Source organism: Kitasatospora sp. NPDC059795 (assembly GCF_042732175.1).
GTDB lineage: Bacteria > Actinomycetota > Actinomycetes > Streptomycetales > Streptomycetaceae > Kitasatospora.
The window spans coordinates 429,181-445,033 of record NZ_JBHWID010000002.1 but is presented as its reverse complement, the minus strand read 5'-3'; the positions used below and the strand labels follow the sequence as shown (position 1 = coordinate 445,033).

The 15,853-nt window shown below is 74.7% G+C and carries 9 protein-coding genes; 1 reads left to right on the top strand and 8 read right to left on the bottom strand.

The genetic code is table 11. The features are described 5' to 3' along the window. Nucleotides 1-148: 148 nt before the first annotated feature. The 5 genes from nudC to ACFV4P_RS05930 all read right to left on the bottom strand — a co-directional run bounded on the left by nudC (nucleotide 149) and on the right by ACFV4P_RS05930 (nucleotide 6,872). The gene (gene nudC / locus ACFV4P_RS05950; RefSeq protein WP_380467780.1) at nucleotides 149-1,090 is read right to left on the bottom strand and encodes an NAD(+) diphosphatase; all 942 of its coding nucleotides are present in this window, start codon (nucleotides 1,088-1,090) and stop codon (nucleotides 149-151) included. A 67-nt stretch (nucleotides 1,091-1,157) separates the two neighbouring features. Next, nucleotides 1,158-2,555, bottom strand: coding sequence for a dipeptidase (locus ACFV4P_RS05945; RefSeq protein WP_380467778.1), 1,398 nt, complete (start codon nucleotides 2,553-2,555; stop codon nucleotides 1,158-1,160). 84 nt (nucleotides 2,556-2,639) lie between these two features. Further along, on the bottom strand, nucleotides 2,640-5,480 hold the full coding sequence (locus ACFV4P_RS05940; protein ID WP_380467776.1) for an FtsX-like permease family protein: 2,841 nt from the start codon (nucleotides 5,478-5,480) through the stop codon (nucleotides 2,640-2,642). Beyond that, the gene (locus tag ACFV4P_RS05935) at nucleotides 5,477-6,241 is read right to left on the bottom strand and encodes an ABC transporter ATP-binding protein (protein ID WP_380467775.1); all 765 of its coding nucleotides are present in this window, start codon (nucleotides 6,239-6,241) and stop codon (nucleotides 5,477-5,479) included. Before ACFV4P_RS05935 ends, ACFV4P_RS05940 begins: the two co-directional genes overlap by 4 nt. 16 nt (nucleotides 6,242-6,257) lie before the next feature. Beyond that, complete coding sequence (locus tag ACFV4P_RS05930) at nucleotides 6,258-6,872, bottom strand: PadR family transcriptional regulator (protein WP_073814451.1); 615 nt, start codon at nucleotides 6,870-6,872, stop codon at nucleotides 6,258-6,260. Nucleotides 6,873-6,959: 87 nt separating this feature from the next. On the opposite strand from ACFV4P_RS05930, the gene ACFV4P_RS05925 reads away from it, so the two are divergent. Then, complete coding sequence (locus ACFV4P_RS05925; protein ID WP_380467774.1) at nucleotides 6,960-7,871, top strand: endonuclease/exonuclease/phosphatase family protein; 912 nt, start codon at nucleotides 6,960-6,962, stop codon at nucleotides 7,869-7,871. Here ACFV4P_RS05925 and ACFV4P_RS05920 read toward each other — a convergent pair. The 3 genes from ACFV4P_RS05920 to ACFV4P_RS05910 all read right to left on the bottom strand — a co-directional run bounded on the left by ACFV4P_RS05920 (nucleotide 7,868) and on the right by ACFV4P_RS05910 (nucleotide 15,728). Next, the gene (locus tag ACFV4P_RS05920; RefSeq protein ID WP_380467772.1) at nucleotides 7,868-9,085 is read right to left on the bottom strand and encodes a PP2C family protein-serine/threonine phosphatase; all 1,218 of its coding nucleotides are present in this window, start codon (nucleotides 9,083-9,085) and stop codon (nucleotides 7,868-7,870) included. The two genes, ACFV4P_RS05925 and ACFV4P_RS05920, sit on opposite strands and share 4 nt — an antisense overlap. 195 nt (nucleotides 9,086-9,280) lie before the next feature. After that, the gene (locus tag ACFV4P_RS05915) at nucleotides 9,281-12,472 is read right to left on the bottom strand and encodes a UvrD-helicase domain-containing protein (RefSeq protein WP_380467770.1); all 3,192 of its coding nucleotides are present in this window, start codon (nucleotides 12,470-12,472) and stop codon (nucleotides 9,281-9,283) included. Beyond that, nucleotides 12,459-15,728: an ATP-dependent helicase gene (locus ACFV4P_RS05910; protein WP_380467768.1), complete on the bottom strand. Its 3,270-nt coding sequence runs from the start codon at nucleotides 15,726-15,728 to the stop codon at nucleotides 12,459-12,461. The genes ACFV4P_RS05915 and ACFV4P_RS05910 overlap by 14 nt, the downstream gene beginning before the upstream one ends. Nucleotides 15,729-15,853 lie beyond the last annotated feature (125 nt).

Here is a 15,853-nt window from a genome sequence, read left to right as displayed (position 1 = left end):
CGGCGCTGTTCGGGTACCCCGCGAATCCGCCCGACGGGATTCGAACACATTCCGGTCGGACGGCGCGGGTCGCACCGATCGACCCGGCGCGACGGAAGCACTGCGGGGGCGCGCGGAGCAATCCACACGCCCCCGCAGCTGCCGACGATCACCAGCGGGCGGCCGTCGGCAGCGGTTCGCCGTACCAGAGCTCGATCAGGTGCCGGGCGATCGAGATGCCGGACGGCGGCAGGATCTCCCCGGCCTCCATGCCCGCCCGCAGCTCCTCGCGGGCGAACCAGCGGGCCTCGGACAGCTCCTCGCCGTCCACGGTGATCCCGGTGCCGTCGGGGTGCGCCCGGCCGAGGAAGCCCAGCATCAGGCTGGACGGGAACGGCCAGGGCTGGCTGGCCACGTACTCGACCTCGGCGACCCGGACGCCCGCCTCCTCCAGCACCTCGCGGCCGACCGCCTGCTCGATCGACTCGCCGGGCTCGACGAACCCGGCCAGCGTCGACCAGCGGCCCTCCGGCCAGAGCGCCTGCCGGCCCAGCAGGCAGCGGTCCTCGCTGTCGGTGATCAGCATGATCACCGCCGGGTCGGTCCGCGGGTAGTGCTCGGCCGCGCAGGAGGTGCAGCGGCGCAGGTGGCCCGCGCCGGCCTTCTCGGTGCGGTGGCCGCACCGGGAGCAGAAGGTGTGCAGCCGGTGCCAGTGCTCCAGGGCGACGGCGTGCACCAGCAGTCCGGCGTCCCGGTCGGCGAGCGTGCCGCCGACCTCGCGCAGCCCGGCCGGACGGGCGTCGCCGTCCAGCCGGCCGGGCAGCGACTCGCAGTCCAGCGCGAAGTAGTGCACGCCGTCCTCGCCGGTCCCCAGGAAGTAGCGGTCACCGCTCTGCGGGGCCTCGAAGGACGGCAGCAGCACCAGTTCGCTGCCGCCGTCGGTGTCCACCACGAACGCCTCGCCGCCGGCGATCGGCAGCACCTTGGTGGTGGGGTGGCTCCAGGCCGCGGCCAGCCACGGCTCGTCCAGTCGGCGGTGCGCCGCCCGGTCCACCCCGGCGCGGGCCAGCGCAAGGTGCTTGCTGTCAGGGGCGCTGCTCAACTCGTCCATCCCCGTTCGCTTCGGTAAGGCAGGTGCGGCAGGTGCGGCAGGTGCGAGATCGCTCCGGAACGCGCGCTCACGGGCGGAAGTTCTCCGCGAGGTCGCCCCACAGGTACGCGGAGGTCTCGACGCCCTTGCGGAGCAGGTCGAGCTCCACCTTCTCGTTGATCGAGTGCCAGCCGTCCGAGGGCACCGAGATGCCGAGGAACAGCACCGGCGCGCCCAGCACGTCCTGGAGGTCGGCGGCCGGGCCGGAACCGCCCTCACGGGTGAACAGGATCTTCTGTTCGAAGGCCCGTCCCATCGCCCGGACGGTGGACTGCAGCGCGGGGTGGTCCAGCGGCGTCAGGCACGGGCGGGTCGCGCCCGGGAAGACGATGTCGTACCGGATGCCCGCCGGGACGTGCGCGGCGACCCAGGCGCCGACGGCCTCCCGGACCTTCTCGACCTCCTGGCCGGCGACCAGCCGGAAGGACAGCTTGAGGTGCGCCTCGGCCGGGACGATGGTCTTGCCGCCGGGGCCGGTGTAGCCGCCCCAGATGCCGTTGACCTCGGCGGTCGGGCGGGCCCAGACCCGCTCCAGGGTGGTGTAGCCGGCCTCGCCCTGGGTGCCGTACGACTTGGCGACCTTCAGCCACTGCGCCTCGTCGAAGGGCAGCTCGGCGAAGAGCGCCCGCTCCTGCTCGGTGAGCTCGACGATGCCCTCGTAGAAGCCGGGCACCGCGACCCTGCGGTCCGCGTCGTGCAGGCCCGCGGCGAGCGCGGCGGCCACGTCGGCCGGGTTGGGGACGGCGCCGCCGAACGAGCCGGAGTGGATGTCGCTGTCCGGGCCGTACAGGTCGATCTGGCAGTCCGCCAGGCCGCGCATGCCGGTGCACACGGTCGGGGTGGTCTCGGACCACATGCCGGTGTCGGAGATGATCACCACGTCGGAGGCGAGCCGGGCGGCCTCGCGGCGCACCAGGGCGCCGAAGTTCGGCGAGCCGGACTCCTCCTCGCCCTCGATCAGCAGCTTGAGGTTGACGGCCGGCGCGGTGCGGCCGGTGGCGGCGAGGTGGGCCCGCACCCCGAGGGTGTGGAAGAAGACCTGGCCCTTGTCGTCGGCGGCGCCGCGCGCGTACAGCCGACGGCCGACCACGGTGGGCTCGAACGGCTCGGTGTCCCAGCCGTCCGCCTTGGCGGCGGGCTGCACGTCGTGGTGGCCGTAGACCAGTACGGTCGGCGCGCCCTCGTCGCCGGACGGCCACTCGGCGAACACCGCGGGCAGCCCGTCCGTCTCCCACACCTCGGCGACCGGGAAGCCGGTCGCGCGCAGCTTCTCGACCAGCCACTCGGCGGAGCGGCGGACCTCGCCGGCCCGGTCGGGCTCGGCGGAGACGGAGGGGATGCGCAGCCAGTCGGCGAGGTCGGCCAGGAAGGCGTCCTCGTGCTGGTCGATGAAGGAACGGACGGCGCTGTCCGGGGTTTTCGTCATACGGACGACTTTAGTTCGCCCGGGTGGGTCCGTGCCCACGGCCTCCCCCAGCCGTGAGCACGGTCACGCTCCCCCTGCCGGGCCTCAGGCGGCCCGGCGGCTCAGGGCGATCTTGGAGCGGGTGAGCAGCGCCGCGAGCAGCACCGCCACCACCGGCAGGCCGATCACCATGGCCGCCAGTTCGGCCCACGGGATCGCGATCACCGGATCGGGGGCGTCCTGGCCGGGCGCCGCCCACCTCGCCTGGTCCTGCGCCTCGAAGATCCGCAGGGCGATGGACGGGACGGCGCCGCACAACAGGCCGAGCACCGAGCCCATCGCGGCGATCACACCGCACTGGAAGCCGGACAGCCGACGCCGGATGCCGCTGCTCGCACCGACCGCGGCCAGCGTGGCGAGGTCCTGCTGGGAGTCCGCCGCGGCCAGGCCGGTGGCGATGCCGGCCGCGCCGAGCGCCACCAGTCCGGCGAACACCATCAGGCCGACGGTGACCAGGTCGATGTCCGGCTGGAAGCCCCGCTCGACCATGATGAAGGCGTTGTCGTCCAGCTTGGCGAGCGAGCCGTTCGCCTTCTGGTACGCCTTGTCGGACGGCTCCGCGGCGGGCAGCCAGAACGAGCCGGCCTCCCGGGTGCCCAGACCGGCCTTCTCGGCGGCCTGACGGGTCATCATGACGGTGCCGAACGGCGTCGCGGCCTGGACCTCCACCGCGTCCACCATGACGTGGCTGCTCTTCGGCTGGTACGGGACGCCGGAGTCCATCGCCTTCTGGTCGAAGGCCTCCTCGACCAGCACGTCGACCTTGCCGTTCTCCACGAACCCGGAGCGGAACACCAGCGCCTTGCCGTCGGCGAGGGCCTTCTCGGCGGCCTGGTCGTGCACCCCGAACAGGTTGTGCAGCAGGGCCGCGTCGCCGACCACGGTGTCACCGAACATGCTGATCGGGAACGACCGCCGGTCGCGGTTCGCCAGGCACCGCGGGTCGTTGTGCAGGCGCTCGTAGTCCTCCGAGGTGCGGGCGTCGTCGGCCGGGCAGCGCTTGGACTCGGGCTGCACGGCCCGGGCGTAGCCGCAGGGCGCGCCGGGGGCGCACTTGGCGGTCGGCGTCAGGTCGAAGACGTCGGCGCGCTCGCCGAGGCCGGGCATGTTGCTCTCGACCACGTCGCGCATCAGCGGCAGCCGGGTCTGGTCCGCGTTCGGGCCCCAACCGGCGAGCAGCGCGACGGCGTTGGCGGGCGCCTGCGGCCGGTAGTCGCGGCGCTGCTGCTCGGTGCTGCTGGTGGTGTAGATGCCCACGGCGACGGCGCCGGCCACGGCGGCCATCACGGCGGCCACCGCCGGGGCGGTGCGGCCGCGGTGGCGCACCGAGTCGCGCAGCGCGAGGCGCGGGCTGAGCGGCAGGTGGCGGCCGAGCCGGCCGAACAGGCCGATCAGCATCGGGGTGCACAGCAGCATCCCGATCTCGGCGATCACCGAACCGCCGAGCAGGCCGTAGACCACGGCGGTGCCGGTGGCCGCGCAGGCCATCGCCAGGGCGGCGCCGCCGGCGACCATGATCAGGCCGAGCACGGCGACGATCCGGCTGGCGGGCTTGATGCCGCCGCGTCCGGTGAGCGCCGCGACCACGTCCTGCCGGGCGGCCTGGACGGCGGGCACCACGGCCGCGAGCAGGCCGGTGACCAGGCCGACCGTGGCGATCGCCAGCAGGTCGAGCGGCTGCAGGTCGAAGTGGCCGAAGCGGCGGCCGGCGAACTGTTCGGCGTTGTCCTGGAACACCGCGACCAGCAGGATCGCCAGCACCAGGCCGGTCACGGCGCCGGTCACGCCCAGCACCGCTCCGCCGCCGAGCACCACGGCGCGCACGTGTCCGCGGTCGCCGCCGCCGGCGGCGAGCAGGCCGAGCTGGCGGCGCGAGCGGCGGGCGCCGACCGCGAAGGCCGGTCCGGCGAGCAGCACGATCTCCAGCAGGGCCATGCCGACCACGGTGGCGGCGATCGCGATGCCCACCTTGTCCATGCCGCCGTGGCTCTGCTGTCCCGGCTGCTGGTACAGCGGCACCTCGGAGCGGGCGGGCGGGTCGAGCAGGACGGCCCTGGAGTTGACCGCGAAGCCGTACTTGTTGAGCTCCAGCACCTTCGGCCAGTCCAGCGCGGCGGCTCCGGCGGGCAGCTGGACCAGCCAGGAGTCGCGCCCGGACCGGCTGTCGGCCCGCTCCGGGTCGGCCTGTGCCAGCGGGGCGATCACGCTGCCGGGAGCGGCGATCAGCTCGGTGCGCTTCAGATCGGCGGGTATCTCGGCGACGGCCGTGATGGTGAACGGCTTGGACTCCAGGCCGCGGACCGCGGTGGCGTCGCCGAGCCGCAGCCCGGACTGGTTCAGGAACTCCTGGGTGGCGGCGATCTCGTTCGGCTTGGCCGGAGCGGTACCGCGGACCAGGTTCAGCATGCCGTGCCACACCGGGTTGGCGAGGTCGGCCTCGACGACCTGCACCGTCATCCGGCCGTCCTTGGTGGTGGCCGTGGTGCTCGGCCCGGTGGGCGTCGGCACCAGCTTGGTGCCGGCCGGCAGCAGTTCCTTGACCAGGTCGGCGGGCTCGGTGTCGGCGCTGCGCTTCTCCTCGGCGGTCTTCTGCCTCGGCTTCCCGTCGGGGCCGGGCCCGCCGGTCTGGATCTCGTCGTCGGGGTTGGGCGCCTGCAGCACGATGTCGCCGCGCTGGTGCGCGTCGATCCGGGCGTCGGCGGTGCCCATCGCCCGGGCGGCCTTCTCGCCCGGTTCCAGCTGGGCGCTGCGGGCGACCACGTCGACGCCGGCCACGCCGAGGATCGGCAGGGCGATCATCGCCACCACGAGGGCGCTGCGGCCCTTGGCGCGCATGGCGTCGCGGCGGGCGATCCGCAGCGTTGCCCGCCAGGCGGTCAGCCTCACTGGTCCTCGCCCTTCAGCGCGTTGGCGGCGGCGGTGACCAGCAGGGTGCCGGCGTCCTGTCGGGCGGTCTCGTCGACCAGCCGGCCGTCGCGCAGGAACACCACCCGGTCCGCCCAGGCGGCGTGCCGGGCCTCGTGGGTGACCATCATGGCGGCGGCGCCGGCGTCGCAGCGGGCGCGCAGCACGGCGAGCACGGACTCGCCGGTGGTGGAGTCGAGGGCGCCGGTGGGTTCGTCGGCGAGCACCAGGCGGCGGTCGCCGATCAGTGCGCGGGCGATGGCGACGCGCTGCTGCTGGCCGCCGGACATCTCGTCGGGGAAGCGGTCGGCGAGTTCGGGGATGCCGAGTTCCTCGAGCGCGACGAGCGCCTCCTTGCGAGCGGCGCGGGCGGAGACGCCGTCGAGTTCGCGGGGCAGCCCGATGTTCTCGGCGGCGGTGAGCGCCGGTATCAGGTTGTAGTCCTGGAAGACGTAGCCCACCGAGCGGCGCCGGACGGCGGCCAGCTGCTTGCGGTCCAGGACGCCCAGGACGGTGCCTTCGACGATCACCTGGCCGTCGCTCGGGCTGTCGAGGCCGCCGGCCAGGGTCAGCAGGGTGGACTTGCCGGAGCCGGAGGGGCCCATCACGGCGACCAGTTCGCCCGGGTACACCTTCAGGTCCACGGCGCGCAGCGCGTGCACCTCGGCCGCGCCGTGGCCGTGCACCCGGCTCACCCGGTCCAGGTGCAGCACGGGCTGGGCCGGCTTGAGTTGTTCGGTCATGACTCCCCCAGGAGTTTCAGAGGCGGCCGCGTGCGCGGCTCTTGACGGCGCGGCGCGCGGGCGGCGCGGCGCCGGGTTCGGCCGTGGCAGCGGCCTGTCGCTCGGCGTGCTGGCCGAGTCGGGATTCGCAGTGGTCCAGCCAGCGGATCTCCGCCTCGGTCTGGAAGATCAGCTGCTCCAGGACCAGCAGCCAGGCCAGGTCTCCGCCGGAGCCGGTGTCGGCGGCCAGCGCCCGGCCCTTGAGCCGGGTGTAGTCCTGCAGTGCCTTCATGCTGTGTCGGCGCTGGCCCTGGACGACGCCGGTGACGTCGACCCCCGGGACGGTCACCGCCATCGCCAGCTTGATCGCCAGTTCGTCGCGCGGCGGGTTGGTGCGCGGCACCGGACTGTCGAACCAGCGGCGCAGTTCCGCGCGTCCCTCCTCGGTGACGGCGTAGAACTGGTGGCCCTCGTCGTCCTCGCCCGCGGACTCGACCAGGCCGTCGCGCTCCAGTCGGCCCAGGGTGGTGTAGACCTGACCGACGTTCAGCGGCCAGGTCGCCCCGGTGCGGGCCTCGAACTCGGATCGCAGCTGGTAGCCGTAGCGCGGGCCCTGGTCGAGCAGGGCGAGCAGGCCGTGACGGATCGACATACCGAGTATGTATACCCGGTATGGTCCACCCGCTCAAGCCGCGCCGCCGCCCCGGCCCGTTCACCCCCACCCGGTACGGTCGGCACCGTGACCACTCTGCGGATCGCCACGTACAACCTGCTGCACGGCCAGCCGCTCACGGCGGACGGCAGCCCCGCGCCCTACCCGGTCGAGCCGGGCGCCCCGCTGGCCGAGGCCGTCGCCGCGCTGGACGCCGACGTGCTCGCCCTCCAAGAGGTCGACCGCGGTCAGCAGCGCTCCGGCCGCACCGACCAGGCGGCGGTCGCCGCCAAGGCGATGGGCGCCGCCGACTGGCGCTTCGCCGCCGCGCTGCACGGCACGCCCGCGCCGTCGGCGGGCTGGGTAACCGACCCGGCCGTCCCGGGCCTGCAGGTGTACGGTCCGGCCGACGCGGACGACGGCGCCCCGCGTCCGGCGTACGGCACGGCGCTGCTGACCCGGCTGCCGGTGCTGCACTGGCGGGCCCGCCGGTTCGCGCCCGCCCCGTTCGGGCTGCCGCTGCGGGTGGCCGGGCGGCGCGGGCTGACGGCGGTGCCGGACGAGCCGCGGGCCGCGCTGGCGGCGGTGCTGGCCGGGCCGGCCGGGGAGTTCACCGTGGTCGCCGCGCACCTGTCGTTCGTACCGGGGTGGAACGTCGCGCAGCTGGCCGCGATCCGCCGCTGGATCGCCGACCTGCCGCAGCCCTACCTGGTGCTCGGCGACTTCAACCTGATCGGCGCGGTGCCGCGCACCGTGCTCGGTTCGGCGCACGCGATCCAGCGCACCGCGGCCCGCGACCGGGTGCGCACCGCCCGCCGCACCCGCCTGCAGGGCTGGTACGACCTGGCCCGCACCCCCACCTACCCCTCGCACCGGCCGACCGTGCAGTTCGACCACATCCTGGGCATCGGCGTGCCGCGCTCCACGGTCGGCTCGGTGTCGGCGCCGCGCACCGGGGTGTCCGACCACCGCCCGCTGGTGGTGGAGATCGACGTCTAGAGCGCCTGCCCGGCGCCCGGGGGCGTCTGGAGCGCCTGCCCGATCGGGGCCTCGCCCTGCTGTTGGGCGGGGAGCACCACCGGGTCGAACTGGAGCATCAGCATCGCCGCGTCGTCGCCGAGCTTGTGCCCGACGTGCCGGACCACGTCGTCGTGCAGGCGGTGCAGGACCTCGACGGGGCCGCTGTCGGCGAGCAGCGGCAGCCGGTCGGTGAGCGGGTAGAACGCGCCCCGGTGGTCGCGGGCCTCGATGACGCCGTCGGTGTACAGCAGGATGCGGTCGCCGGGTTCGGTGGCGAGCCGCTGCAGCGGCGGGCAGACGTCGCCCGGGTCGAGCACCCCGAGCGGCGGGACGGTCTCGTCGGCGGCCAGCAGCCGGGGCGCGTCCTCGCCGCGGAGCAGGACGGGCGAGGGGTGGCCGCAGTTGGCGATCTCCAGGACGCCGTCGGCGCGGACGCCGATCAGCACCAGCGTGACGAACTCCTCCTCCACGCCCGGGTGGTCGTTCTCGTGCAGGGCGCGGTCCAGGCTGACGGCGAGCCAGCCGGCCACCCGGTCGAGGTCGGGTTCCTGGTGGGCGGCCTCGCGGAACGCGCCGAGCACGGCGGCGGCGGTCTCCACGGCGGCCAGCCCCTTGCCGCGGACGTCGCCCATCACGGCGCGCACGCCGTGCCGGGTGTTGACCACCTCGTAGAGGTCGCCGCCGATCGAGGCGTGCGCGGCGGCGGCGGCGTAGCGGACCGCGGCACGCACCGGCCCGATCCGTTCGGGCACCGGGCGCAGCAGTACCCGGCGGGCGATCTCGGCGACCAACTGGGCTTCCGCGAGGGCGAGTTCCTGGCGCAGTCGGAGGGTGGCGCTGAGGTGGCCGATGCCGGCGATCAGCACGATCGCGGCGACGGTGGCGGTGTGCACGGACTCGCCGAGCACGCCGTTGTACCAGGCCATGCCGAAGGCGCACAGCTCGGCGAGCGCGCCGGTCAGCAGCGGGTACCAGGTCCGCCGGGAGACCACGGCGGCGAGGGCGGGGACGGCGGTCAGTGCGGGTTCGACGGTGACCTGGCTGTTGGTCAGCAGGTCGAGGGAGACCACCAGCGCCATGCCGATCAGCGGCAGGGCGTGCGAGGTCTTGGGCCATGTGCCGGTGACGGTGTCGGGTACCGGCCCTGGGGTGGGGCCGTGGAGGACGTCCCTGATCCATCCGGTCGCGCTCAACGTCGGTCTCTCCAGCGGAAGGTGCGGGTGCTCGGCACCTGCGGGTCTGACGGGAGGTCAGGGGGTCGGGGCCCTGACGGCGGCCGGAGTACGGGAGGATGACCGGTTACCGACCCCACAATAGGCACGAAACGTGCAGGGCGCACAGGTTTCGCTTGATCTCGTGACGAGTTGGATGCTCTGAGTGACTCTTTTCTACCTATTCCCGATCAGAAGATCGCTCAACTCTTTTCGGCCGGGAAGTCCTGACGGTGTTTCGATCCGGCCGCTGCGCACGTAGCAGAACGAGGCGGTGACCTGCTCCACCGGGACGCCCGCCTGCTCGGCCCAGGCGAGGCGGTAGACGGCGAGCTGGAGGGGGTCTCCGCTGTCCTCCCGGCCGGTCTTCCAGTCGACCACCTCGTAGCGCGGTGACCCTGCGCCACCGGCCGCGTCCCGGTAGACCGCGTCGATCCGGCCGCGCACCACCCGTCCCGCCAGCACCAGTTGGAACGGCGTCTCGACCCGGTAGGGGGTGCGGCCGGCGTAGGGGCCGCGCAGGAACGCCTCCTTGAGGCGCTCCAGGTCGCGTTCGTCCTCGATCTCCTCGACGTCGACGTCCAGGCCGGGCAGCGCGTCGGGGCCGAGCAGCATCGGCTGGTCGTAGCGGGCCTGCACCCAGGCGTGGAAGCGGGTGCCGCGGCGGGCGGCGGGCGCGGGCGGGCGGGGCATCGGGCGGGCGAGTTCGCGGGCGAAGCCGTCGGGGTCGGCGGCCAGCCGCATCAGTTCGGTGGCGGACAGCGAAGCGGGCAGTTCGACCTCGCGGACGGTGCGCCGGGAGCGTTCCAACTCGCCGAGCAGCGCGGTCAGGTCACGGTCCCAGGAGGCGGCCAGCCGCTGGTCCTCAATGCCCATCTGCTCCTGTTCGGCGGCGGGCGCGCCCGCGAGCCGGCGCCGGACCACGTCGGCGACCCGGCGGCGGGCGTGCTGCGCGGACGGGTCGAGCGGCAGCGGCCAGGGCGTCTCCACGGACACGTCGAACGCCGGGTTCTGCGCGTCGTCCGCGGGCGCCTCGGCCCAGTGCTCGATCTCGCCGTTGCCGGGCCGTTCGGCGTGCGCGCGCAGCTTCAGCAGGAACTCGGACGGCCCGCGCCGGCGCTTCTGCGAAGGGCCCCACCAGTGGCCGGAGGCCAGCAGCAGCGACCGCGGGCGGGTGAACGCGACGTAGCCGAGCCGCAGTTCCTCCACCTCGGCGTGGTGGGCCATCTCCTTCTTGAACAGGCCCATGCCCTTGGCGTTCCACCCGGGGTCGGCGGGCAGCGTGGCGGCGTCGCCGCGCAGCGCGTGCGGCAGCACCTTGCGGGTGGAGGTCCAGCGTTCGCGGCCCTGCCCGGACGGGAAGCCGCCCTTGACCAGGCCGGGGACGGCGACCACGTCCCACTCCAGGCCCTTGGACTTGTGCGCGGTGAGCACCTTGACGGTGTCCTCGCCGCCGGGCAGTCCGGCGTCCAGGCCGCGTTCGTACTCCTGGGCGGCGCGCAGGAACGCCAGGAAGGCGGCCAGGCCGGGGTCGCCGTCCAGGTCGGCGAAGGACGCGGCGATGTCGAGGAAGGAGTGCAGGGTCTCCCGGCGGCGGGCGGCCAGCGCCAGCGGGGAGGCGGAGAGCTCGACCTCCAGGCCGGTGACGGTCAGCACCCGGTGCAGGACGTCCATCAGCGGTTCGGCGAGCGCCCGGCGCAGGTCGCGGATCTCCCGCGCGAAGCGGGCGAAGCGCACCCGGGCCTCCGGGGAGAACGGCAGCTCGTCGGGCTGTTCGGCGTCGACGAAGGTCTCCAGCGCGTCGGCGAGCGAGACCACCTCGGTGGGGTCGGTCTCGGCGACGGCGGCGGCCAGCGGGTCCTGGTCGCCGAGGCGGGCGGTGCGGACCAGGTCGGCGGCGCGGCGGCCGAGCAGGGCGAGGTCGCGGGGGCCGATCCGCCAGCGCGGGCCGATCAGCAGGCGCACCAGGGCGGCGTTCGCGGTCGGGTCCTGGAGGACTTCGCAGACCGCCACCAGGTCGGCGACCTCGGGGAGTTGGAGCAGCCCGCCGAGGCCGACCACCTCGACCGGGACGCTGCGCGCCACCAGCGCGGCGTGCAGGTCGGGGAAGGCGGTGCCGGCCCGGCTGAGCACGGCGATCCGGCCGGGCGCGGTGCCGGTGCGCACCAGGTGGGCGATGGAGTCGGCCAGCCAGTCCACCTCCTCGGCGTGGGTGGGCAGCAGCGCGGCGCGCACGTACCCGTCCTGTTCGGCGCCGGGTGCGGGCCGCAGCGCCTCGACGCCCTCGTGCATCTCCCGCAGCGGGGCGGCGAGTTCGTTGGCGAAGGCGAGCAGCCGGCCGCCGCTGCGGCGGTTCTCGCTGAGTGCGAAGCGGTGTGCGGGGCTGCCGTCGGCCTGCGGGAAGTGCTGCGGGAAGTCGTCCAGGTTGGCGACCGAGGCGCCGCGCCAGCCGTAGATCGCCTGGCAGGGGTCGCCGACCGCGGTGACCGGGTGGCCGGCGCTGTCGGGGCCGCCGAACAGGCCGGCCAGCATGAGGCGTTGGGCGACGGAGGTGTCCTGGTACTCGTCGAGCAGCACCACCCGGTACTGCTCGCGCAGCAGCCGCCCGACCTCGGGGCGCTGCTGGGCGAGCCGGGCGGAGGCGGCGATCTGGTCGCCGAAGTCGAGCAGGCCGAGCTTCTGCTTGCGGGCCCGGTAGTCCTCGACCAGGTGCAGCAGTTCCTGCCGGCCGCGGGCGGCCTTCGGGACGGCCCGCAGGTCCTCGTTGCTGAGCTTGACGCCGGCCAGCTCGTCGAGCAACTCCTCGTCCCAGGACCGCAGTTGCGAGGGCTCGACCAGGTGTTCGGCGAGTTCGGAGTCGAGCGCGATCAGTTCGGCGACCAGGGCGGAGAAGGTGCCGGTGAGCGCCGGGTAGGGGCCGCGGGCCTGGCGCAGCACCCGGGCGGCGAGCTGGAAGCGGGTGGCGTCGGCGAGCAGCCGGACGTCGGGTTCGATGCCCAGCCGCAGGCCGTGTTCCTTGAGCAGGGTGCCGGCGAAGGCGTGGTAGGTGGAGATCTGCGGGTCGCCGAGGGCGTCGTCCTCGCGTACGCCGGCCCGCAGCAGCGAGCCGCGGACGCGTTCGGCGAGTTCCCCGGCGGCCTTGTTGGTGAAGGTCAGGCCGAGCACCTGCTCGGGGCGGACGGCGCCCGAGCCGACCAGCCAGACCACCCGGGCGGCCATCACGGTGGTCTTGCCGGAGCCCGCGCCGGCCACGATCACGCCGGGGGCCATGGGCGCGCCGATGGCCGCCAACTGCTCGGGGTTGAACGGGATGCCGAGGAGTTCGCGGAGTTGGTCCGGGTGCCGCAGCAACGGCTCAGTCGACGACATGCCGGCCGTCCCGCTGCGCGGAGCAGCTGCCGCGGAACGCACAGCGGCCGCAGCGCTCGCCCGCGGTGGGGGTGAACCGCTCGGCGAGCACCCGCCCGGCGGTGTCGGCGAGCAGGTTCTCGATCCACGGCTCGCCGGGCGGCAGTTGCTGCTGCACCTTGGGCGCTTCCGGGTCGGCCTTGGCGGGCTCCCGCAGGTGGACGAGTTCGGCGCCGCCGACCGCCGCGCCCTGGTCGAAGCCGGGCAGGTCGTCGAGCGCGCCGCCGCGCACCGCCAGCTGGTAGACGGCGAGCTGGCGGTGCTCGGGCAGCGACTTGTCGGTGGGGATCTGCTTGCCTGTCTTGAAGTCGACGACGTAGGCGCGGCCCGCCGAGTCGGCCTCGACCCGGTCCATCGAGCCGCGGATGCGCACGGCGACGCCGCCGACGTCCAGGGTCAGGTCGAAGCCGTGCTCGGTGGCGACGGTGGTGCGGTCGCGTTCCAGCACGTGCCAGTGCAGGAAGCGTTCCAGGGCGGCGCGGGCCTCGGTCTTCTCCTGCTGGGACTTCCACGGCGCGTCGAAGGCGAGGGCGTCCCAGACGGTGTCCAGGCGTTCCATCAGGACGGCCAGGTCGGCGGGGGTGCGGCCGGAGCCGACCTCGTCGGCGAGGGCGTGCACCACGTTGCCGAAGCCCTGGGCGGCGGACGCGGTCTGCCCGGCCTTCACGTCCTTCTCCAGGAACCACTGCAGCGCGCAGGACTCCAGCTGTTCGAGGCCGCTGCCGGACAGCCGGACCGGCAGCCCGGGCTCGCGCAGCGGCTCGGGGGCGGCGGTGGCGTCCACCAGCCCCCACCACTGGTCGGGATGGGCGGCGGGGACGAGCGGGCGGCCCTCCTCGTCGAGCGCGGCGGCGAGGGTGGCGAGGCGTTCGGCGGCGGCCCGGCGCAGCTCCGGGGAGCGGGCCGGGTCGACGGTGACGGCGCGCAGTTCGGCGACCAGCGCGGCCACCGCGAGCGGGCGGCGCGGGCGGGCGGTGACGTCGGCGACCTTCACCTGCGGGACGCGTTCCAGCACCCGTCCGGTGCGCGGGTCGAGGGTCTCGCGGTAGAGCTCGCGCAGGAACCGGGAGGGTTCGTCGCCGTCCTCGGCGGGGGCCTTGACGGCGGTGACCACCAGGCGTTCCTTGGCGCGGGTGGCGGCGACGTAGAACAGCCGGCGTTCCTCGGCGAGCAGCGCGGCGGGCGACAGCGGTTCGGCGAGGCCGTCGCGGCCGATCCGGTCGGCCTCCAGCAGCGAGCCGCGGCGGCGCAGGTCCGGCCACAGGCCCTCCTGGACGCCGGCCACCACGACGAGCCGCCACTCCAGGCCCTTGGAGCGGTGCGCGGTCATCAGCCGGACCGCGTCGGGGCGGTGGGCGCGCACGTGCAGGGTGTCGGCGGCGATGTCCTGGGCCTCGACCTCGGCGAGCAGGTCGAGTGCGCCGCGGTGGCCGGTGACCCGGTCCTCGGCGCGGGCGGCGGTCTCGAACAGGGCGCACAGCGCGTCCAGGTCGCGGTCGGCGTTGCGGCCGACCGCGCCGCCGCGCAGCGCGGCCCGCTCCAGGCGTTCGCGCCAGCGCCGGGAGCCGTCCCACAGCTCCCACAGCGCGTCCTCGCCGGACGCGCCGCCGGCCAGCATCTCGCGGACCTTGCGCAGCAGCGAGCCGAGTTCGTAGGCGCGCCGGGCGTACGGGGGGTCCAGCAGGGCGAGCAGTTCGGGCTGCTCCAGTGCCTCGCGGACGAGTTCCTCGGCGGGGCGGACCACGCCGGTGATGCCGTCCTCGGCGAGCGCCCGGCGCTCCTCCTCGCGCAGGGTGCGGCCGAGGCGGCGCAGGTCGGAGCCGTCCAGGGCGGCGAGCGGGCCGGTGAGCAGGGTGTGCGCGAGGTCGGCGGTGAGCGCGCCCTCGCCCTCGGCGCAGACCCGCAGGGCCAGCAGCAGCGGGGTGACGGCGCTCTCCTCGCGCAGCGGCAGGTCGTCGCCGTCGATCTCCAGCGGCACGCCGGCGGCGGCCAGCGCGCGGCGCACGCCCGGGATCGACCGGGAGCCGGCCCGCACCAGCACGGCCATCTGCCCCCAGGGGACGCCGTCCTCCAGGTGGGCGCGGCGCAGCAGGTCGGCGATCGAGTCGAGTTCGGCGCCGGGCGTCGGGTAGGTGTACACCTCGACGGCGCCGCCCTCGCGGGAGGGCAGCAGGGCGCGGTGCGCGGCGAGCTTGTCGGCGGGGAGGCGGCCCATCGGCATCCGGCGGGCGAGTTCCCTGGAGGCGGCCAGCAGGACGGCGCCGGAGCGGCGGGACACCCGCAGCACCTTGACCTCGGCGGGGCGGCCGTCGGCCTGCCGGAAGGCGTCGGGGAACTCCAGGATGCCGTTCACGTCGGCGCCGCGGAACGCGTAGATCGACTGGTCGGGGTCGCCGACCGCGACCAGGTCCCGGCCGCCGCCGGCCAGCCGCTGCAGCAGCCGCACCTGCGCCGGGTCGGTGTCCTGGTACTCGTCGACGAAGACCACGTCGTAGCGGCCGCGCAGCTGCGCGGCGACGTCCTCGCGCTCGGCGAGCAGCACGGCGCGGTGGACGAGTTCGGCGTAGTCGAGGACGCCGCGCAGGTCGAGCACGTCGAGGTACTCGGCCAGGAAGTGCGCGGCGGCGGCCCAGTCGGGGCGCTGGACGCCCTCGGCGAAGCGCAGCAGCTCCTGCTCGCCGAGGCCGAGCTCGCGGCTGCGGGCGAGCACCGCGCGGACCTCGTCGGCGAAGCCGCGGGTGGTCAGGCAGGCCCGCAGGTCGAGCGGCCAGCGGATGGTGGCGGTGCCGGCCTTCGCGTCCTCGGCGCCGCCGGCGAGCAGCTCGCGGACCATCACGTCCTGCTCGGGCCCGGACAGCAGCCGCAGCGGTTCGGCGTACTCCTCGGCCGGCTGGTGGGCGCGCAGCAGGGCGTAGCAGAACGAGTGGAAGGTGGTGGCCTGCGGGGCGGTGGTGCCGATCCGGGCGGTCATCCGGTCGCGCAGCTCCATCGCGGCCTTGCGGCTGAAGGTGAGCACCAGCACACGCTCGGGGGCGGTGCCGTCGGCGATCCGCCGGGCGACCGCCTCGACCAGCGTGGTGGTCTTGCCGGTGCCGGGCCCGGCGAGCACCAGCAGCGGCCCCGACGCGTGCTCGACCACCGCCTGCTGGAAGTCGTCCAGCACGGGCGGGTCGGGCTGCGCGAGGGGGCTGCGCACCAGGCGGAACGGTGAGGTCACTGCGGTCCAGGGTCGTACGGCGGTTCACGGCGGGCGATGGGCGTGGGGTTCTTCCGAAAATCGCGCCCGCCGCATCGAGCCTACGATCCTGCACCCACAGACCCCTCCGACGCACATTCCCCGGT